This window comes from Streptomyces rimosus subsp. rimosus, from assembly GCF_000720725.1.
GTDB lineage: Bacteria > Actinomycetota > Actinomycetes > Streptomycetales > Streptomycetaceae > Streptomyces > Streptomyces rimosus_A.
In genome coordinates this window covers 1-18,354 of sequence record NZ_JOCQ01000141.1, presented here as the reverse complement: position 1 = coordinate 18,354, position 18,354 = coordinate 1, and the positions used below count along the sequence as shown (strand labels likewise).

At 67.5% G+C, this 18,354-nt stretch carries 18 protein-coding genes and 1 pseudogene; 7 read left to right on the top strand and 12 right to left on the bottom strand.

Features of this window, described 5'->3' with window-relative positions; translation table 11 throughout:
• Together IH45_RS0139260 and IH45_RS0139255 are read right to left on the bottom strand one after the other, a co-directional pair.
• A partial coding sequence (locus IH45_RS0139260; protein WP_032919227.1) for a biotin transporter BioY occupies positions 1–752 on the bottom strand: 752 nt, incomplete at its 3' end.
• Positions 753–806: 54 nt separating this feature from the next.
• A complete protein-coding gene (locus IH45_RS0139255; RefSeq protein ID WP_003980851.1) occupies positions 807–1,196 on the bottom strand; it encodes a cell division protein SepF in 390 nt (129 codons plus the stop codon).
• 223 nt (positions 1,197–1,419) lie between these two features.
• On the opposite strand from IH45_RS0139255, the gene IH45_RS0139250 reads away from it, so the two are divergent.
• On the top strand, positions 1,420–2,580 hold the full coding sequence (locus tag IH45_RS0139250; RefSeq protein ID WP_030680619.1) for a magnesium and cobalt transport protein CorA: 1,161 nt from the start codon (positions 1,420–1,422) through the stop codon (positions 2,578–2,580).
• Between the two features lie 202 nt (positions 2,581–2,782).
• Here IH45_RS0139250 and IH45_RS01000000144580 read toward each other — a convergent pair whose 3' ends face one another.
• From IH45_RS01000000144580 to IH45_RS0139205, 9 genes are all read right to left on the bottom strand, one after another.
• Positions 2,783–3,088, bottom strand: coding sequence for a site-specific integrase (locus tag IH45_RS01000000144580; RefSeq protein ID WP_050515502.1), 306 nt, complete (start codon positions 3,086–3,088; stop codon positions 2,783–2,785).
• A 391-nt stretch (positions 3,089–3,479) separates the two neighbouring features.
• A complete protein-coding gene (gene folE, locus IH45_RS0139240) occupies positions 3,480–4,070 on the bottom strand; it encodes a GTP cyclohydrolase I (RefSeq protein WP_030680617.1) in 591 nt (196 codons plus the stop codon).
• Complete coding sequence (locus IH45_RS0139235) at positions 4,070–4,804, bottom strand: 7-carboxy-7-deazaguanine synthase QueE (RefSeq protein WP_030680615.1); 735 nt, start codon at positions 4,802–4,804, stop codon at positions 4,070–4,072. Before IH45_RS0139235 ends, folE begins: the two co-directional genes overlap by 1 nt.
• A gap of 10 nt (positions 4,805–4,814) precedes the next feature.
• On the bottom strand, positions 4,815–5,180 hold the full coding sequence (locus IH45_RS0139230; protein ID WP_030680614.1) for a 6-pyruvoyl trahydropterin synthase family protein: 366 nt from the start codon (positions 5,178–5,180) through the stop codon (positions 4,815–4,817).
• A gap of 106 nt (positions 5,181–5,286) precedes the next feature.
• Positions 5,287–5,961: a 7-cyano-7-deazaguanine synthase gene (locus tag IH45_RS0139225; RefSeq protein WP_030680613.1), complete on the bottom strand. Its 675-nt coding sequence runs from the start codon at positions 5,959–5,961 to the stop codon at positions 5,287–5,289.
• Positions 5,962–6,117: 156 nt separating this feature from the next.
• Positions 6,118–7,368, bottom strand: a complete 1,251-nt coding sequence (locus IH45_RS0139220; RefSeq protein WP_032919225.1) for an ATP-grasp domain-containing protein — start codon at positions 7,366–7,368, stop codon at positions 6,118–6,120.
• A 496-nt stretch (positions 7,369–7,864) separates the two neighbouring features.
• On the bottom strand, positions 7,865–9,136 hold the full coding sequence (locus IH45_RS0139215) for an MFS transporter (RefSeq protein ID WP_234440844.1): 1,272 nt from the start codon (positions 9,134–9,136) through the stop codon (positions 7,865–7,867).
• Positions 9,137–9,207: 71 nt separating this feature from the next.
• Positions 9,208–9,942: an MmyB family transcriptional regulator gene (locus IH45_RS0139210; RefSeq protein ID WP_063763098.1), complete on the bottom strand. Its 735-nt coding sequence runs from the start codon at positions 9,940–9,942 to the stop codon at positions 9,208–9,210.
• A gap of 532 nt (positions 9,943–10,474) precedes the next feature.
• On the bottom strand, positions 10,475–11,803 hold the full coding sequence (locus IH45_RS0139205) for a Rieske 2Fe-2S domain-containing protein (protein ID WP_030680604.1): 1,329 nt from the start codon (positions 11,801–11,803) through the stop codon (positions 10,475–10,477).
• Between the two features lie 803 nt (positions 11,804–12,606).
• Here IH45_RS0139205 and IH45_RS0139200 point away from each other — a divergent pair.
• The 4 genes and pseudogenes from IH45_RS0139200 to IH45_RS0139185 all read left to right on the top strand — a co-directional run bounded on the left by IH45_RS0139200 (position 12,607) and on the right by IH45_RS0139185 (position 16,893).
• A complete protein-coding gene (locus tag IH45_RS0139200; RefSeq protein ID WP_078897998.1) occupies positions 12,607–13,887 on the top strand; it encodes an ATP-grasp domain-containing protein in 1,281 nt (426 codons plus the stop codon).
• Positions 13,888–14,067: 180 nt separating this feature from the next.
• Complete coding sequence (locus IH45_RS0139195; protein WP_030680600.1) at positions 14,068–15,066, top strand: isopenicillin N synthase family dioxygenase; 999 nt, start codon at positions 14,068–14,070, stop codon at positions 15,064–15,066.
• Positions 15,067–15,295: 229 nt separating this feature from the next.
• Positions 15,296–15,487, top strand: a pseudogene (locus IH45_RS1000000147390) (CorA family divalent cation transporter); the annotation flags it as partial.
• Positions 15,488–15,945: 458 nt separating this feature from the next.
• Entirely contained in the window at positions 15,946–16,893 is a 948-nt protein-coding gene (locus IH45_RS0139185) for a hypothetical protein (protein WP_030680596.1), read from the top strand.
• Positions 16,894–17,003: 110 nt separating this feature from the next.
• Here the strand turns inward: IH45_RS0139185 and IH45_RS0139180 are convergent, their stop codons facing one another.
• The gene (locus IH45_RS0139180; RefSeq protein ID WP_030680593.1) at positions 17,004–17,411 is read right to left on the bottom strand and encodes a fascin domain-containing protein; all 408 of its coding nucleotides are present in this window, start codon (positions 17,409–17,411) and stop codon (positions 17,004–17,006) included.
• On the opposite strand from IH45_RS0139180, the gene IH45_RS0139175 reads away from it, so the two are divergent.
• Positions 17,404–17,763, top strand: a complete 360-nt coding sequence (locus IH45_RS0139175) for a type IV secretion protein Rhs (RefSeq protein ID WP_158813423.1) — start codon at positions 17,404–17,406, stop codon at positions 17,761–17,763. The genes IH45_RS0139180 and IH45_RS0139175 overlap by 8 nt on opposite strands.
• Complete coding sequence (locus tag IH45_RS0139170) at positions 17,760–18,206, top strand: DUF7674 family protein (RefSeq protein ID WP_158813421.1); 447 nt, start codon at positions 17,760–17,762, stop codon at positions 18,204–18,206. Before IH45_RS0139175 ends, IH45_RS0139170 begins: the two co-directional genes overlap by 4 nt.
• The last annotated feature ends 148 nt before the right edge of the window (positions 18,207–18,354 follow it).

Genomic DNA, 18,354 nt, shown 5'->3' with positions numbered 1-18,354 from the left:
GCTCCAGCCCCACCCCCACCACCAGTTCCAGAAGCTCCCGTGCCTCCACTACCGCCCCCGCCCCCGGGACCACCCGCTTCCGCACCACTCCCCGCGCTCGCGCTTCCCCCGCCCCCGGGCCCGGCTCCGCGCATCGCCTCCGGCCGTGGATCGCACGCGAACACCGACCGCAGCGCCACCACCATCTGCTCCGCCGCCGCCAGCACCAGCCGCTGCCCCGCCGTCTTGCCCGCGACACGCAACGGCAGCAGAGCCGTACCGAGCCGGTCGTCGGGCAGCGGCGCGCGCGTCACCGGCGTCGATCCGGCCGTGTACCAGGCGGCCTGGACCGCGCGCCGGGCAGGGTCCGTCAGCGCCGTGGACAGCAGGGTTTCACCGCCGCCGGTCAGCCGCTCGCCGACGATGCGCAGTTCCGGCTCGGCCTGTACGGCGACGTCGAGCCGGACGGGACCGACCGGCCCGTCGACCGTGCAGCCGATGCGGAACCCGCGTCTTCCCTGCTCGTCGGGGCGCGCCCACGCCGGTACGCAGCCGACCGCGCCGCCCGGGGCCGCCCCCACAGCCCAGCCGAGCCGGGCGCCGCTGCCGAGCCGCGCGAGGATCTCGTACGCCTGCAGCACGCTGGACTTCCCACTGCCGCTGGGGCCGGTCAGCAGCGTCAGCGGGCCCAGCGGCACGGTCGTGCCACGATGCGTCTTGAAGGCGGACAGGCGTAATTCGGTGACCGCCGGACGCACACTTTCCGTGTCCATACGAGGACGCTAGGCAACCGGCGAACGCAAAACCGTTACGGCTGCAACGCCTTCCTACGATCGGGGTACGGCACCGGCCGGCGGCTCGGCGACCTCGGTACCGACGGGCGTGAGCAGGAAGACGTTGGTGTCGACCCGGTGCATGCCGCTGGCGAGCCCGAAGACGACTCCGCTGGAGAAGTCCAGGATCCGTTTGGCCACGTCGGCGTCGGCGCTGCTGAGGTCGAGCAGGACCGGGATCTGCGCCATCAGGTACTCGGCGACCTCACGCGCATCGGCGAAGGTCTGCACCCGGATGACGACGAACCGCCGCATCTCCTCGCCGGGTTCCTCCTCGGGCAGGGCGCGGTGGTCGGGCCACGAAGGCCATTCACTGCCGCTGCGAAGGGGAACGACCTCGGCGAGCCCTTCCCACTGTTCGTCGGTGGCGTCGGGCCGGTTCACCGAATCACCTCTCCCGGAGGGGCACTGAACAACTTCGGTATCTGCATCGCGCAATTGTAGGGATACCTGCATATACGGCTTCGGGTGCGACACACGGACGGCGTCACTTGCTTCCTCCATCCTGCACCATGGCCGCTGAGCAGTGCCGACACCCCGGGCATATATCCTGCGTCGAGTTCTCGTGTTCCTGTTCACCCCATCTGTCACGGAGGTCGGTTCCGCCATGAGCACTGATCCTCCCGCCCGTGGGCTGCGCGCCTTGCGCGGTCTCCGCAAGCCCGCGAAGAAGCGGCCCGCGTCCGCCACCCCGCCGGTGGACACCACACCGGACGCCCAGACTCCGGATACTGGTTCCGCACCCGTCGGCAGTGTCATCAACGCCACGCTTTACCGCGACGGCTATCGCCTCAGTACCCACGAAACTCTCGCCGACACCTTCCGTAACCTGCGCACCACTGCCGGTTCCATGGCCTGGATCGGTCTGCACCGGCCCTCGTCCTCCGAATTGGTCACCCTCGCCTCGGAATTCGACCTTCACCCGCTGGCGGTCGAGGACGCACTGGAGGCCCATCAGCGGCCGAAACTGGAGCGTTACGGCGAGACCCTCTTCGTCGTCCTGCGTGCCGCCCGTTACCTGGACGATCCGGAAGAGGTCGACTTCGGTGAGCTGCACCTCTTCGTGGGCCCCGATTTCGTCATCACCGTACGCCACGGCGGCGCCCCCGACCTGCCTTCCGTACGCCGCCGCATGGAGGCCACCCCGGAACTGCTCAAGCGCGGGCCGGAGGCGGTCCTGTACGCGATCCTCGACGCGGTCGTGGACGATTTCGCGCCGGTGGTCGCCGGTGTCCAGAACGACATCGACGAGATCGAGACGGAGGTCTTCGGCGGCGACCCGCGGGTCTCCCGCCGTATCTACGAACTCTCCCGCGAGGTCGTGGAATTCCAGCGCGCCACCCGTCCGCTGAACGGCATGCTGGAAAGCCTGACCGCCGGCTTCGAGAAATACGGCATCGATGAAGAACTCCGCCGCTACCTCCGCGACGTCGCCGACCACGCCACCCACACCACCGAACGCGTCGACGGCTTCCGCCAGGCCCTCCAGGACATCCTCACCGTCAACGCCACCCTGGTGAACCAGCAGCAGAACGCCGAGATGCGAGCCCTCGCGGAAGCCGGCTTCGAACAGAACGAGGAGATCAAGAAGATCTCCTCGTGGGCGGCCATCCTCTTCGCCCCGACGCTCGTCGGCACGATCTACGGCATGAACTTCGACCACATGCCGGAGTTGCACTGGGTGTTCGGCTACCCCTTCGCTATCGTCCTGATGGCGGTTGTATGTACTGGTTTGTACGTCATCTTCAAGCGCCGGGATTGGCTCTGAGCAATCGGCGTCGGCACAAGCGCGCTGCGGGTCGAACGCCGCAGGGTGCGCGCGGCGCGCCCCAAGAGTGACGACCGGACCGGACCGGAAGGACAGCGTGAGGGAGCGGGGTGCAGCGAAAGCTGCACCCCGCTCTTGTCTTGATGGCCCCATTGAAGCGAAGCCGTCTGGTTGACTACGCAGCTACGGCCACTTGGTTGAGTCACACATCAACGGACTTGCGCCCCTTGTCTCCGGCCCCGGGCATGAAGTGGGCGTAATGGCCCAGCGTGATGTCAGGGCTCGAATGACCGAGCCAACGTGCCAGTGTGACCACGGACTCGCCGGCTTCGAGAATAATCGAGGCACAGGTATGCCCAAGGACGGGGAAGCCGTCCTTCCGGGAAATCTGCCACCGTCCGCCCTTTTCCCGCATGGGGATGACACCGGCCGCAGCCAGAGTCGGCTTCCAGACCTCGACGTTGAAGATATTGGCGCGTACAGCGTTACCGTAAGTCGTGGTCAACATCAGGGGAACGTCTTCGTCCCCCGCTCGGGCTCGGGCCCTCCCCAGGGCAACTCGACTTCGACGGCAGGAAGCTCTGCGAAGTGCCCGGCCGGCTCGGAAGCAACCGACTGTGGGGACCCCTCGGCGTCCGTGCAACGCGGCAACTCACGCACCCACCCGCGCCCCGCCGTATCCGCCCCGCCGAAGGCCCGCGCTGAAGGCCCCGGCCTTCGGCGGAGCGGTAGCCCTCGACTCGGAGGCCGCCGGCCGCACGGGGTGTTACGTGTTTCTCTCGTCCGGGAACCTCATGGTCGAATTGGTCGCCGGCAGTTGGCCCGAGGCCGGCCACAGGGGGCCGCCCCGTACGCGCGGGGACCGCGCCTCCCGGCCATCGCCCCGCGGCCGACCGCGGTCACTTCACCCCGAGCTGGGCGAAGAGTTCCGCCCGGGCACGCTCCGACTGGTCGAACACCCCACGGAAAATGGATGACGACATCGTCGAAGGCGTACGGATACCGCGCATGGTCATGCAGAGATGTTCACCCCGCCCCATCACGGCCAAGTCATTCGTCCCGGTGATGTCGGAGATCTCGTCTGCGATGTCGACCACGAGTCGTTCCTGTACCTGCAATTTGTGTGCGTGCTTGTGCGCGATACGGGCGAACTTCGAGAGTCCGAGCAGTACCCCGCCGGACTTGTAGGCCACAGTCAGGTCACAGCTGAACGGAAGCAAGTGGTGTTCGCACAACGACCAGACGGTCATGCCCGAGACCATGACCGTCTGGCCCAGGGTACTGCTCTCGAACAGGGTATCCACCTTTCCGGCATCGTACTCCACGAACTCCTTCCACCATTTGGCATAACGTCGCGGAGTCTCGCGGAGCCCTTCGCGGGTGGGGTCCTCCCCGATTTCGATCAGAATCTGCCGGGCCAGCTCTTCGAGCCGGGCGGCGTCGACGGATACGCCGACCGCTTCCTGCCTTTCCCAGGCGGCTTTCACCATCACACACCCCTGCGGTTCCCCCACGCCTGCACATGGATACGGGTCGACATGTTCCACCGCCGGGCGACGACGGCGTCGGCGAGCGACGACATATGGCGGGTCAGCGTCTCCTGGTCCTGTCCCTCCGGCATGATCCAGACGGATTCCAGGCCGTGGCGCGCGACGATGGCGTCGACCTCTTCGAGATCAGCCGGGCCACGGCAGACGAACTTGAAAGCCGCGCCACCGGTGGCGTTCAGGGCCCGCAACGCGACCGGTACCACCGTCCGTTCCGGCCCCATGCCGCTGTGCCGCAATTTGGGCGAGACGTTGAAGCGGGCTTGCGTCGCCGTCAATGCGGGCGATGGCGCGATGGTCCCGTTGGTTTCGATCTCGACGGATACCCCACTCTCCTTCAGCATGTGGCACAGGAGCGTCACGGCCTGCTGCTGCTGGAGTGGTTCACCACCGGAGATGACGACCAGCCGGACTTCCATGGCCCTGAGCCGGTCCGCCACGTCGGGGACGTGCATCGCGTGCAATTCGGCTTTCGGATCGTACGCCGTGCCCTCGTTGCTCTGCCCGGTCCAGTCCCAGGTGTACGGCGTATCGCACCAGGTACAGGTCAGATTGCAGCCGCCGAGCCGGACGAAGGAACAGATGCGCCCCATGGAGGGGCCCTCGCCCTGAATCGTCGGGCCGAAGATTTCATTGACGACGATCTTCCGGCCGCGTGTTGTCTCCTGCCGGCTCATCGCACCGCTCTTACTTCCCACGGTAGGTGGCCCAGGTCCGGGGCGTTTCCGATACCCGTACACAGCTCAGTTCCGGCAGCCGTTCGACCCACTGGTGATAGACCCACCAGGCCAGGTTCTCCGCGGACGGGTTCATTCCGGGGACGGCGTCGTTGAGGTGCCGATGGTCGAAGGTCGCGTCGAGCCAGTGCTTGAACTCGTCGAGTTCCCCGTAGTCGCGTACGAAACCGGGCTCGGTGAGTTCCGTGTCGTCGCAGCGGAGTTCGAGAACCACCAGGTAGTTGTGGCCGTGCATTCTGGCGCACTGGTGTCCTGCCGGCAGGGCGCCGAGCTGGTGGCTTGCGGAGAAGTGGAATTCCTTGGTGATCGCATACATGGGTGCAGCTCCGTCCGTTCTGGTCTCTCGATACTCGTCAGGCCGTTTCGGCCGGCATGGGCTCGGCTTCTTCGACTGGTCCTTCTTGGTTCGTCGGAAGCGGAGTTCACCTCTGATACCGGGTCGGGTCGGTGAGGTCCGCTTCGGCGAAAGCGTTCCGGCGGTCGTGGCACGATGCGCAGCTTCCGCAGTGGAACCGCTCGCCCTTGAAGCACGTCCAAGTCTCGCGCCAGTCGACGCCGAGCTCCGTGCCCAGGAGCAGAACGTCGGCCTTGCGCAGGGTGAGCAGCGGGGCGGTCACACGGGGTGGTGGATCAGCGAGCCCTTCCAGGGCTCGGGCTTCCATCGCGTTGAATGCCGTCAGAAACGCGGGCGAGGTGTCCGGCGCGGTGGCCGCGTCCTCGGCGAGGAACCCGAGACACATTTCCTGCGCTCCGGCCAGTACGGCATGGGCGTAGGCGACCGTCATGAAGACCGGATTGCGGTTCGGGACGACATTGACGCTTCCGGTACGGGTGTAGTGCTCGTCGGGAACCGTGACGTCGGCGTCCGTCAGGGAGAAGCCACGCATCAGCCGGGAATAGCCGCCGAGATCGGCGACGGTCAGGTCGATGTTCAGCTTTCCGGCGGCCCGTCCCGCGTACTCCAGTTCCTTGCGGTGGCGCTGGCCGTAGTCGATCGCGATGGCGGATACTTCTCTTCCCTCGGCCTTGCAGGCGTGGGCGAGCACGACGGAGTCGATGCCGCCGGACAGGACGACCAGCGTCTTGGCCGACGTCATCGGCCTTTCCCTTTCCGTTCGTGTCCGTACGTCGCTCTTTCCCGCGGGGGTGTCTTCCGCAGGCCGGGCAGCGTGGGCAGGGCGCACCGCCGCGGAGCAACCCGGTTGCTCGCGGTCACCCCGGGGCGGGGCCTGGTGAGGGTGTCGCTGCGGAAGTCAAGCATCAGAAGGCCCGTCCGCTTCCCGGTCGATATCGAGTTGTACGAGATCGCGCAAGCGGTGCATTCGCTCACGGACTTGGGCCACGGTGTCACCGGACACGCACGCGCCCAGCGGGATATTGGTCGTACTGTCCGTGGTGGGGACCCAGTCACCGGGGGCATAGGCGACCAGTACCTTTTCGACACCCGGGCCCGCGGAGAACGCGTCCAGCCCTTTGATCTCCCGCAGGACTCCCGGGGCGCCCTCGTTGCGAACGGCGATCGCGCCGAAGGCCGCGTCGAACGCGATGTGCTGCCCCAGCGCTTCCGGGCGCCGGGCGGTACGGCAGTCGATATCGGCGTAGTAGGGGTTGAAGTCGCTGTGTGCCAGCCACATGTCCGTGACGGGACCGCCGGCCAGGCGTGCGGCGACCTCGATCAGGTACACGCCGTCCGCGTTGCACTTCACCTCTGTGTGCCCGGGGCCGATACGTACGCCGAAGACATCCAGAACCTCGTGCGTGAAGGCGGCCACCCGGTCCCAGTCCGGGTCCTCGCGGTTGATCTGGACGTTGTTCCAGTAGGGGAAGTCGTAGTCCGAGTCGTCGGGCTGGGAGTAGAACCACATGTCGATGATCTGGTGCTGCCCGTCGTAACTCATGGTGTTCACCGCGATCTCCCGGCCGCGGATGTACTGTTCCACCAGCCACTTCCGGACCGGCTCACGGAAGTTGTCGAACTTCACCAGGCGGTCCAGGCCGGCCAGCGCCGCATCGTCGGCAAGCAGCACGGCGCCGTGGGACTCGCTCCCCTGGGTGTGTTTCACGATGGCGGGGAAGCCGACCTCGTGCGCGGCGGCGGGGATGTCCGCGATCGATGTGACCAACCGGTACCGGGGGATGCGCAGCCCCGCCTGTCCGGCCACCCGGCGCATCGCGTCCTTGTGGTTCCTGGCATGGGCCAGTTCCACGCAGTTGCCGGGGAGGCGGAGCGTGTGGGCCAGACGGTCGGCGAGGTCGACGGACGCATCGCTGCCGGAGAGCACCGCGCGGATGTCGTCCCGGTACGGCTCCAGTTCATTCAGCATCCCATCGAGGTCCCGGCTGTAGAGGGAGACATCGTCACCATCGGCATGGCAGGGCCAGCGTTCTTCCAGCAACTCCTCGCTGAAGGAGTAGAGTGAAATGAGCCGGTGTCCTCTGGCCTGGACCGCCCGTTTGTAATGGAGGCCGAACTTCACCGGGTTGAGGACGACGATGCTGTTCATGGGGGTCAACCTCCGTCGTTTCGAACAGCGATGACAAGACACCGAAGCTCCGGGCGTGCAAGCTCCGCGGGGCCGTGGGACGCTCGTTACGTCATCCGGCAATCGCCGCGCCCGGGCGTGCGCAGCGGGCTGTGAGGCAGCAGGTGGCGAGCCGCATCGGGCCGAGGCGCACCGCACCGAACGCGGTTTCTTCCGGATGGCAAGTGTGGAAGGCGAGGACGGGATGCCGCTGATGCCGTCCGACGGTGCGAACCGGGTTCGCGCTGTTACCGACGCACCTACCGCGCCCGCGCACAGGTTTCCTGGAGAGCGATAGAACAGAATTCTCTGTATTTATCGTTCCCTGTCTTTCCCGACCTCATTAGTCCCATTTATCGGGTCAGTGAAGGACAGTTTTTTCTGCAGCCGTTCATGGCGTCGGGGAGTTCGCGGCGCGCACGCACGAATACACCGCCGGCGCCTCGTGGCCCACCCCGCGGACACCGGAGCCGCGCCATCAGCCGCGCGTGGCACCGGAGCCGTTCGCGTCGGCCGTCAGCGGCTCCGCACGCGTTTGTGCGCCCCAGCCGAACACCGCGGCCAGCAGAGCCACCGCGGGCACCACGAGCAGTGCCGTCCCGCTTCCCCGGGCGGCTGCGAGATGCGCGAAGACCGCGGCGCCGACCGCACCCCCGGCCAGATCGAGGCTGCTGAGCCAGGACATCGTCTCGGTCATCCGGCCGGGCGGCGCGAGATCGCCGCCGATCGTCCGCAGCGTCCCGAACGTGGAACCGATGGCCAGCCCGGCCACCGGGCAGAGCAGCAGCACCATCTCCGGGGACAGCCGCGTGCCCAGGCACAGCACTCCCGTACCGAGGGCGAAGACGATCAGGAGGACGAATGCCTTCGGTCCACGGGCCAGCAGGTCGGGTACGGCCCCCAGACCGAAGCTCCCCACCACGCTGCCGACGGACAGTGCGCCGAGGTAGAGACCGGTGTACGCGCCGGCGTCGTGCTCCTTGGCGTACAGCGGCAGGAGCACGTCGACGGCGGTCACGGCGGTCACGAACAGTCCGCTCGCGGCCAGCAGCCGCCGCACGGGGGGTGAGGCCGGCGGCCCCAGCCAGTGCCCCCGGGCGCCGGCGGCGGAGCGCGGCGCGGCCGGGGCGTCCACCAGCAGGAGGAGGACCGAAAGCGCCGTCAGCGTCGCGGTGACGAAGAACGGGGCGACGGGCGACACCGACAGGCTCAGCCAGCCGGCCAGCACCGGGCCGGTGATCAGCGCGGCACCCATCATGGACGAATCCAGGGCCATGGCCGTCGTCAGCGTCGCCCCCTCGCCCGTCGAGTACCACACCGCGCGCATCATGACCGCGACCGGCGGGGCAGTGACCCCCAGACCGACCGCGGTGACCAGGATCACCGGCACGGGCCCCCCGTTCCGCACCATGAACAGCAGCAGCGCGGTCACCGTCAGATAGGCGGTCAAGCAGCCCAGCAGGACCGGACGTGGCGCGTACCGGTCGATCAGCCGTCCGCGCAGCGGCGCCGTCACCCCCTGCCCGATCGCCGAACCGCTCACCATCAGGCCCGCGGTGCCGTACGAGTAGTCCCGGCCGACCAACAGCAGCAGGCTCAACGTGACCATGCTGGGCGGGAGTTTGGAGATCATTCCGACGAGCGCGTTCCTCCAGAAGCCCGGGACCGCCATCAGGTCCCGGTAACTGGAGAGCAGACGCCGTGGGGCACGGCCGTCCGGGGCGGCGGACACTTCCGGGGCAGCAGACATCGACTCGATCCCTGGTACGGAGGGGAGACGGACAGCCACCACGTTCGGGAGCGGTGGCCCGCAACGACGCTTCAGCGGTGGGCGGAAAGTATCGCGCGGAGATTCTCCGCGGCTCGGGCCGGCGCGTCACGCGGGGGCCGGCTGTCGCAACACGGCGGCCTGGCCATCCGTCCGGCCACCGACGTGGCCGAGCCGCAGACGCCGCTCGCCGGACCGGCCGGGCCTCCCGCGCAGGGTGTGAAGATCAGGATGATGAGGCGGGTGCCGGGTGAGGTGGTGGGCTGCGCCATGCACATCTTGACCCAGCCCGGACCGCTCCGCGCATGCTGCAGCGGACGCCTGTCCTCGTCCGGGTGGACGGCCACACCGGCGGTCTCGTAGAGGGGCGCCGCGCAGGGATCCGTCAGTACGGCCGCCTCGAACCGGCGCAGCGTGTTGTCGTCGGGGCGGGCGGCCAGATCGGCCCGCAGGAGGGGCAGGAGGTGCGGTGCCCAGGTGGTGGCCCAGTCGGTGAGCAGGGGCCGACCGTCGAAGAGCATCCACTGCATCGTATTGGTGGGGCGTTTCCCGTACGGAAAAATATCGGTGAAGGGCTGATTATGGGCAAGAATGTTCCATGATGCGTCAATGACACAGGCGGCGTGGGTCATTCCGGCGACAGCCTCCTGCCACACCTGGGGCACCTCCTGCCCGGACTGCGGCGTGAGGGGCCTGGGCGGGTCGCCGATGCCGGCGTAGCGGCACAGGGCCACCCATTCCACCTCGGAAAGCCGCAGCAGCAGGGCGAGGTCCCGCAGAAAGTCCACGGGCGGATTCCGGTACTTGCCGGACTCCAGACGCTGATAGGTCCCCCAGCCCCGGTTGAGCAGGAGATCGACCTGGTGCTGGGCGAGACCGGGGGCACGTCGGCCCTTTCCCCTGGGCCGTGTGAGGCCATGGGATTCCGGCGCTACTGAGGCTCGCCGCTCCGTGAGGAGCGACCGCAGTGCCTCCGCATTCATCTCCGTCCTCTCGTGATGCCGCTCTCCGGAGACACGTGACGCGGAGCGACCTCGAAGCGGCGTCAGTGGTTCCGGACAGCCCGGTGAACTCACATCGATCAACTCCCCGACGGGGCGTGTCGTTCGAACCCCCCATGAGTCGCGCCGACGGAGAGACCGCGGCGATACAGCCATGCACCCGCCTGTTGGGATCCTCGCTGTCATCATCTCCTCCGACGGCCGCTCAGCCCGGGTAGTGAGGGTGCCCTTCCGCCGGCCGAGTCACTGTGGTGAATGATCCGGGTGAGTGACTCGGACAGCTGAATGGTCCGTATGAGTGACGCCTGCCCGAAAGGCGTCAGACGCTGCCGGCAGGCGCCTTCCGTACGACGCCCGCGATCTCGTCGTACTCCTTCTGGAGGTGGCTCGGCCGCCCGGCCTGCACCGTCCAGAATCCGCCGATCCCGAGGAGCCCGTTCTTCTTGCGGACAGTGAGTTTCTTCTCGAAAACCTCGCGCGGCACCCCTTGTGTGTAGCGGGCCTTGCCGAGGAGGGGCAGTTGAATGCTGACATTGGCCGCGGGGTCGCGCACCGTGCCCGGCGGGTCCTCCCCCTGCGCCACTTTCCGCATCGCTTCGAAGTACCTCCGCCGTAGCAGGGTGATGCCTTTGTCGCCGCGCCCCAGCTGCTCGACGGTCCGGTCCGCGAACGTTCCCTGTCCGATCCACGCGGCGAAATCCTGGTTCCCGGTGTGCGACGTGATGATGTCACCGGTCGCCGGGTCGGTGAGCGGGCCGTACCAGTACGGAATCGCGCCGGGATCCTGCCGGCCGGGCGGTACGTCGTCGGGGAGCACGGAGTACTGCCAGGTGAAATTGAGGGTGCGCCGTTCGTCCACCGGCACCCGGAACTCGATGGTGTTCCCGGACGCGAGGGTGTAGGGCCACAGGCTGAGGATCCCGCCGTCGGTCACGTCGTTCGTGCTCGAGTAGGAACCTGTCGGGCGGACGTCGGGGACTTCCACCACCCGCCCGTTGACGAAACCGTGCTCGAATTCCAGGAAGTCGATCGACAGGTGCCGGGGCACATACGTGGGGGATTCCGGGTCGCTGCGTACGGCGTTCCCGTTCTGGTGCAGCCACTCGAAATGGACGGGGTCCATGCTGTTCTCGTGGCACTGGAACCAGTTGCACGGGAGTTCCGTCATGATGATCTCGACGAAGCCGTGCTCCCAGGTGAACGGCTCGAAGTCGGGCAGCAGCGGCGCGGGGGCGGGGCCGAGATAGGCCCAGATCAGCCCGCCGAGCGTGGTGGTGGGGTACGCGGCGACGCCGACTTTGCCGCGGAATCCGCCGGACGGGCCCGTCTCCTCGAACGGCTGGCTCGTGCAACGGCCTTCGGAGTCGAATCCCCACCCGTGGTATGCGCACCGCATCACGTCACCGTCCACCCAGCCGATACCGAGGTCGGTGCCCCGGTGCGGGCAGCGCCGGGAAATCAGACCGTGGCTGCCGTCCGGCTTGCGGAACAGGACGAGGTCCTCCCCCAGCAGCCGTACGGGTTTGACGCGACGCTGGGTCAGCTCCAGGACCGGCGCCACCGGATGCCAATATCTGCGCAGCAGTTCACCCATTCGCGTACCGCGTTGCACCTGGGAAAGGATGCGGTTCTTGTCCGCTGAGAGCATGGGTACTCCTTCGCTCACGACGTGCACGGAGTGGGGGCACCAGCCGGGCATCCGCCCTGTCAAGGCGACACCGTCGGCCCCCGGAAGAGAAGAAGAGCCGACGCGCAAGAGTGGGCACAGCCCCGAAGCGCTGCCGCTCGGCCTCGATATCGGAACACGCGGTACCTGGCTTGGTGGACTTGAGTGCGCACCTGTCGACCCGTACGGCGCGGCTTCGGTGGTGCGACGGCGGGAGGCGCCGCGGCGTTGATGCGGCGGGTGTGGTGTGACGGTTGCCGGAGGAGGAACAGTTATCGAAGCAGTGGAATGGTGCGCCTGGCGGGCATTGAAGTATCGGCCCCTGTCCGTTCGTCATCTTCACTCGGTCCGGGCAGCGTTGTCCACGTGCATCTTTTACACCGAAGAAGTGACGGTCGAATTCACCTTGCGCGTCCCGTGCGGGGTGTGCTGCTGCCACCTGCCCCCAACGGCGGGCGCAGATGCGTTTCTCCGGCGAAGGGCGGCACGCTTCCTCGGTTCACCCGTCAACTCTGCCGGGAAGAGAACCCGAACCAAATAGGGTGCACGCCCATTTGGCGTAAAAAGCAGCGGTGGATAACGGCTGCCGGTCACGTGATGATGTGAGTGCCCTGGGACAAGGGCCCGAGGCGCCCACGATGGGACCGGGCCCAAAGCGCCCACGACCGGCCCGTCACCGGCCGATGCGTCCACCACCGACGGGTGGACAGCGTCAGGAGTCCCCGCCCCGCACCACTCGCCCCGCCTGCCGCCCCACGCATGACACGACGGAGGAACCGGCCCACATGCCGACAGCGAACACCGACACCACTGATGCGGCTTGCTCTTCGGCCGGTTCCTCGGGGCGGCCGCTCCTGCTGCTGGTAGGCAGCGGCAGCGAGCACTGGCGCGCTTACGTACTGCGGTCCATGGCGTCCGGATACCGGTTGCATTTGCTGTGCCCCGCGCCTCCCACCTGGGAAAAGCCCTACATCGATTCGTTCGGTGTGGTGGACACCCTGGACGTCACGGCGATGACCGCCGCCGTCCGGGCCCACCCCGAGCGATGCGCGGGTGTGCTCACCTATGAGGAGACGCGTGTAGAGGCCGTCGCCGAGCTGGCGACCGCGCTGGGGCTGCGTACCAGCCCGCGCGAGGCCGTGAGGGCGTGCCGGGACAAGTACGCCGGCCGGAAGGCGCTCGACCGGGCCGGTGTCCCGCAGGCCCGGTCGGCAGCCGTCGCGAGTCTGGCCGAGGCGAGCGAGGCAGCAGCCCGGATCGGCTATCCGGTGGTGGTCAAACCCCGGGCGCTTTCAGCGAGTTGCGGAGTGACCTATGTCGGCGGCGAACGGCAGTTGGCACGGGCCTACCAGCAGGCGGGCCGGATCTGGTTCGACGAGGTGCCCCGGTACGCACAGCCCACCCTGGTGGAGGAGTTCCTCGACGGACCCGAGATCAGTGTGGAGGCGGTCTGCCGCGACGGGCAGGTCACGGCGCTGTTCGTGGCGCACAAGCAGCTCGGCTACGCCCCCGGGTTCCAGGAGGTGGGCCACACGGTCCGGGCGGACGATCCGCTGCTGTCCGACGACGTTCTGCTCGAAGTGGTCCAGAAAGCCCACACCGCCGTCGGCCTGACCGACACGGTGACCCACACCGAGCTGCGCCTGACCTCCTCCGGCCCGAAGGTCGTGGAGATCAACGCACGGATCGGCGGCGGCCGTGTCCCGTACCTCGGCGGCCTGGTCACCGGATTGGAGATCGGCCTGATGGCGGCCGATCTGGCGGTCGGCGCCACGCCGGACTTCCGGACGTCCGGGGCCTCCGCAACGGCCGCGGTCCGCTTCCTGTATCCCGAAAGGGAGGTACGGGTCGAGTCCGTCGAGATCGCGGAGGACCGGCTGCCGCCCGAGATCCGGGAAGTACGGGTGCTGACGGCCCCGGGCCGGGAGCTGCGGCTGTACCCGCCGGGCGACTCCCGCTCCCGGTATGCCCTCCTCGTCGCCGTCGCCGAGACGGAGCGGGACTGCGCGGCGGCACTGGAGCGGGCGGCCGACGCGGTGACCCTGCACGGCACTGCACTGTCCTGACGGGGCATCGGCAACGGCGTCGGCCGGACACCTGGTCGACGCGGGCCGTTCCCACGCCCCTGTAACTGCCCCGTCTTCTGCCTTCTCCCCGTCCCCGCGTGCCGCCTCCGTGCGGGCCGGTCCGGAACCGCAACGCAATTGGTGAGGTTCACAACCGTATCGAGAAACCAGGAGCACTCCATGCCAGAAGCGATTCCCGTGATCGATCTCCGGGACAGCGAACAAGGTCCGAACGCGCGCGCCGGGTTCCTGAACCGGCTGCGGGCCGCCGTCCACGACATCGGGTTCTTCCAGCTCACCGGCCACGGCGTCACCGGCGCCGCCGAACTGCTCGACCTGACGCGTCGGCTGTTCTCCCTGCCGGAGTCGGAGCACGCGGCTCTCGACGTCCTCAACTCCCCACACTTCCGCGGCTACTCCGCGATGGGGCGGGAGCGCACCCGGGGCATCCCGGACCAGCGCCGGCAGCTGGACATCGGTCCCGAGCGCCCGGCGCGGAGCCCCGGCCCGGGAGAGCCCGCGTACCAGTGGCTGGTCGGCCCCAACCAGTGGCCGGCCGCCCTGCCGGAGCTGCGGCCGGCCGTACTGGCATGGATGGACCGGTTGACGAGCCTCTCGCACCGGATGCTCAGGCTCATCCTGGAGTCCCTGGAGACTCCCGAGGGCTTCCTGGATGATGTGGTCACCCCGGAGCCGCAGATCCATTTCAAGCTGCTGCACTACCCGGGGCCGGACGCCACGGCGGGCAGCGTCCCGAAGGGCGCCGGCGCGGGCACCCACAAGGATTACGGACTGCTCACCCTGCTGGTGCAGGATGACAAAGGCGGGCTGCAGGTCGCCGTCGAGGACGGTCACTTCGTCGACGTCCCGGTCCTGCCGGACGCGTTCGTGGTCAACCTCGGTGAACTGCTGGAGGTCGCCACGCGCGGATACCTCAAGGCCACCGTTCACCGGGTCGTCCGCCCGGCCCCGGGGGTCGACCGGTACTCCATGCCGTTCTTCTACAGCCCTCGCCTGGAGGCGTCGGTCCGGCCCCTGCCGAGCCGGTACGTCAGCGCCGCGGGCGGCGTGACGCTGGACCCGGACAACCCCCTGTTCGCCTGCTACGGCGATAACGTCATGAAGGGCCTGACCAGAGGGTTCCCCGAACTGATCGCCCGCCACCACCCCACCTGGTGACCGCTGCCGGACGGTAGGCGCCCTGCGGCCGGCCGTCAGCTGCGACATCGGCCCCGGGCGCTCGCGCCCTGTCACCCCCGCGCGCCCGGCCTGGGTCCTGGTCAGCCTCGTCACCCATGGGAAGAATCGGCTGCGTGAAGCTGAGCCACATCGAAAGACCCTGAAAGATCCATTTGCCCTGGTCAGACTGCCACCACAACACAAAAGCCCAGATGAGGGCCGCCCGGAAGAGGATTTCAAAAAGATCTCCTCGCGGGCGGCCATTCTGTTCACCCCGACGCTGGTCGGCACGATCTACGGCATGAACTTCGACCGGATGCCGGAGTTGCACCGGGCCTTCGGTTATCCCTTCGCCGTCGTCCTGATGGCGGTGGTGTGTACGAGCTTGTACATCATCTTCCAGCGGCGGGACTGGCTTTGAGCAGCGGGTGCCGGTGCGTATGCGCTGTGGGCGGGGCATCACGATCACCGTTCCGGCCGGTCCATGAGCACTTTGCGTCGCTCGTGCTCGGCCGCAGGGCCGCCGCCCTGTTCCCGTATTCCGGTTCAGCCGGTGTCATACGGTTCACAGCTGTGGTCAAGCACCCTGATTCTCGTGGTCGGGCGGTCGCAATTCGTGGTAGCCCACGAGACAGTCGGGCCCGACCGAAGAATTGATTCCGAAGCGTCGACACCGGGCTCTCCGTGAGCTTCCATCGTGAAATCAAGCCGCATACGAGCCAAGCACGAAACGCATCGGTTGTTTTGTGGGAAGGCGCCCAACGGGGGCCTGCGGCGCGTTTCACGCCACCCATACGCCAGGGCCGTACGCGGAATGCACCACCGCTGCCGACGCTCCGGTCACCGGCGTGAGTCACCGGCGTGAGGAAGGGAAATGAGATGTCACACGTCAGAACACAGGCGTTCCGCACGATCCGTGGCACGTCTCCAGGAAGGAGAGCCCGGCGTGCGGCTCTCGTCGCCGCGACGGCGCTCCTCGCGGCCCCGCTCGCCGGTGCCCCCGCTACGGCTTGGGCCGATGAAGGCAACACTTTCTACAAGAGCGAGCAGGAGGTCGTCGACCTCCTCGGCAGGAGCGCGCCGCTCAAGGATCAGGCGGCCATCCAGGGCTACCCGGTCACCGGGCAGGACACGAAGGAGATCACACTCGACGACGCGAAGAAGGTCTACTCGCCCGACCAGGCGGTCAAGGACGCTCAGTCGTCGCTGTCGGGCTTCGGTTTCGGCCCCGGCACCAAGCCCGAGGAGTCGACGGACGTCCATACGAGCAGCAAGGAAGACAGGGATGCCGGCTGGCTGGGCAACTGGCCGATGAAGGACGTGTGCGGCAAGTCCGGCCAGGAACTGGAAAAGGCGGAACGCAAACTCTCTTGTGGTTTCGTGGGAAAGCTCGACACGAAGTACCCGATTCTGCAGACCTCGTCAAAGACCACCGGTAAGGCGAAGCTCACTTTCGTGACGCAAGCCACCGTCACCAAGCAGGAGAAGACGGTCAGTGGCCACAAGGGGGGCGGCAAGCTCACCTTCTCCCTCATGCCGGAGGGCAAGGGAGGCGCACTTGAGGGCAACTACGAGTACAACCAGTCGACCGAGACCACGAACGAGTGGAAGAGCATGGTCGAGGAGCGCAAGGAGATCGACATTCCGGATAAGGAAACGGGATGGCTCGAAGGGCGCGCGAACGGTGGGTGGTACACCGGCTACATCGTGTACAAGGTCGAGAACACCGGCGCGAAGTCGGAGAAGATCGGTCTGATTCCCGCACGCGTGCTCATCCAGGCGCCGACGGACTCCGTTCCCATCACGTGGGTCAAGCGCGCGTCCTAGTCGAGGGAGTGGCGCCGCGAATCCGTTCGGATGTGACGGTGAGGCGTGCCGGTGTCAGGACCGGACCTGGCAAATTCGGATAACCGGCGCCGGCACGCCAAGCCCCCGCCTTACAGCCCGGTCCCCGCCGCTCCCCGCATCGCGTCCACGCGCTCGACGGTGAAGCGCTCCCAGGCGCCGACGCGGTCGGAGCGGGCGCGCAGCAGGCCGTTGTCGCCGTCGGGGTCGTTGATTTCCGCGGTGACGTATGTGTCGTTCGCCAGCGACTTCAGGGCCGGCCTGCGCACGGTGGTCCGGGCCCATTCGTTGATGTCGTCGACGCGGACCGCGACCGCGCTGTTACGGGTTTCGACGTCGTCCGTGCCGAAGCATCCGCCCTGCCAGGACGCGCTGCTGATGGCGGCGAACTGGTACCGGCCGTTCTGCTCGCGGAATGCGGGGCTTCCGGTGTCGCCCTTGCAGACGCCGGCACCGGCCTTGCCGGTGACGCCGATCCGGCCGTTTTTGACCGTGCCCACGCCGAATGCGCCGTGGTGCAGCCGCTCGGGTGCCCATTCCCACGATCAGTACAAGGACATCCTGCGGGCCCAGATGGACAAGCCGGTCGTGCGGAACAAGGATCTCGCGAAGCTGTTCAATGACATGTGGCGGCCCGGCGCCAAAATCGGCAACGGCAGCACCGGGGCAGCCGTACGGTTCACGGAACTCACCGGTAAGCTCGTCGGAGGCAGTGACCACATCGCCAAGGCGGAACAGTACAGCGTTGCTCTGGAGAGGTGGCTCGCCAAGAACCAGGAGGCGAGCGCCTACGATCGCCAGTCGGCGACCGACGTGTGGCGTGACCTCCGGAACACGCTGAAGGGCACATGATGTCGACACCACCGTGGTGGCGGGAGTTCGTCGGGGCCGGCCGCGTCCTCGCGGACCGGGACCGGGAAGCGGTCGCCGAGTGGCAGGACGAGCCCGAAGCCGACGAGTACGGTGTTCCCGCGGAAGTGGACGAGAACGACGTACCGCCCCTTACGGTGCGCCTCGGAAACCTCACGCAGGCATTCACCGAGGACCCGTCCGCGATGAGCCCCCAGGAACGTCGCAACGCCCTCGACGTCCTGGAAAGGGTCCAGGCGACCGGTACGCAGGAAGACCGTACGGCCGTTGTCACGGGCTTCCTCGAAGCGCTGCTCATCGCCGCGGACCAGGGGTTCGACCTCCGAGTGCTCTGGGGTGACCTCGGCCCCGAGTCCCGGTCGGCCTGCCTGGCACTCAACGAATTCTGGGGCATCGAGTCGCCCGGCTGGATGCGGGCGTCCTGACGCCGTGACCGATTCGGAGACATGAATCACGTGTGGGCCGCGTCCATGAGGATGCTGTTGGTTTATTCGGCCCTCGCGTGACGTCGGTCTCCACGATCCGGTTGTGGTCGTGGAGACCGACGTTTTGTGTGGGGTGATGGCGATGTCG

Bases quoted from the DNA above. Each gene is read 5' to 3' on its own strand.
- IH45_RS0139250 (WP_030680619.1), top strand. From the start codon at position 1,420: ATGAGCACTGATCCTCCCGCCCGTGGGCTGCGCGCCTTGCGCGGTCTC.
- IH45_RS01000000144580 (WP_050515502.1), bottom strand. From the start codon at position 3,088: ATGTTGACCACGACTTACGGTAACGCTGTACGCGCCAATATCTTCAAC.
- folE (WP_030680617.1), bottom strand. From the start codon at position 4,070: ATGGTGAAAGCCGCCTGGGAAAGGCAGGAAGCGGTCGGCGTATCCGTC.
- IH45_RS0139235 (WP_030680615.1), bottom strand. From the start codon at position 4,804: ATGAGCCGGCAGGAGACAACACGCGGCCGGAAGATCGTCGTCAATGAA.
- IH45_RS0139230 (WP_030680614.1), bottom strand. From the start codon at position 5,180: ATGTATGCGATCACCAAGGAATTCCACTTCTCCGCAAGCCACCAGCTC.
- IH45_RS0139225 (WP_030680613.1), bottom strand. From the start codon at position 5,961: ATGACGTCGGCCAAGACGCTGGTCGTCCTGTCCGGCGGCATCGACTCC.
- IH45_RS0139220 (WP_032919225.1), bottom strand. From the start codon at position 7,368: ATGAACAGCATCGTCGTCCTCAACCCGGTGAAGTTCGGCCTCCATTAC.
- IH45_RS0139215 (WP_234440844.1), bottom strand. From the start codon at position 9,136: ATGTCTGCTGCCCCGGAAGTGTCCGCCGCCCCGGACGGCCGTGCCCCA.
- IH45_RS0139205 (WP_030680604.1), bottom strand. From the start codon at position 11,803: ATGCTCTCAGCGGACAAGAACCGCATCCTTTCCCAGGTGCAACGCGGT.
- IH45_RS0139200 (WP_078897998.1), top strand. From the start codon at position 12,607: ATGCCGACAGCGAACACCGACACCACTGATGCGGCTTGCTCTTCGGCC.
- IH45_RS0139195 (WP_030680600.1), top strand. From the start codon at position 14,068: ATGCCAGAAGCGATTCCCGTGATCGATCTCCGGGACAGCGAACAAGGT.
- IH45_RS0139185 (WP_030680596.1), top strand. From the start codon at position 15,946: ATGTCACACGTCAGAACACAGGCGTTCCGCACGATCCGTGGCACGTCT.
- IH45_RS0139170 (WP_158813421.1), top strand. From the start codon at position 17,760: ATGATGTCGACACCACCGTGGTGGCGGGAGTTCGTCGGGGCCGGCCGC.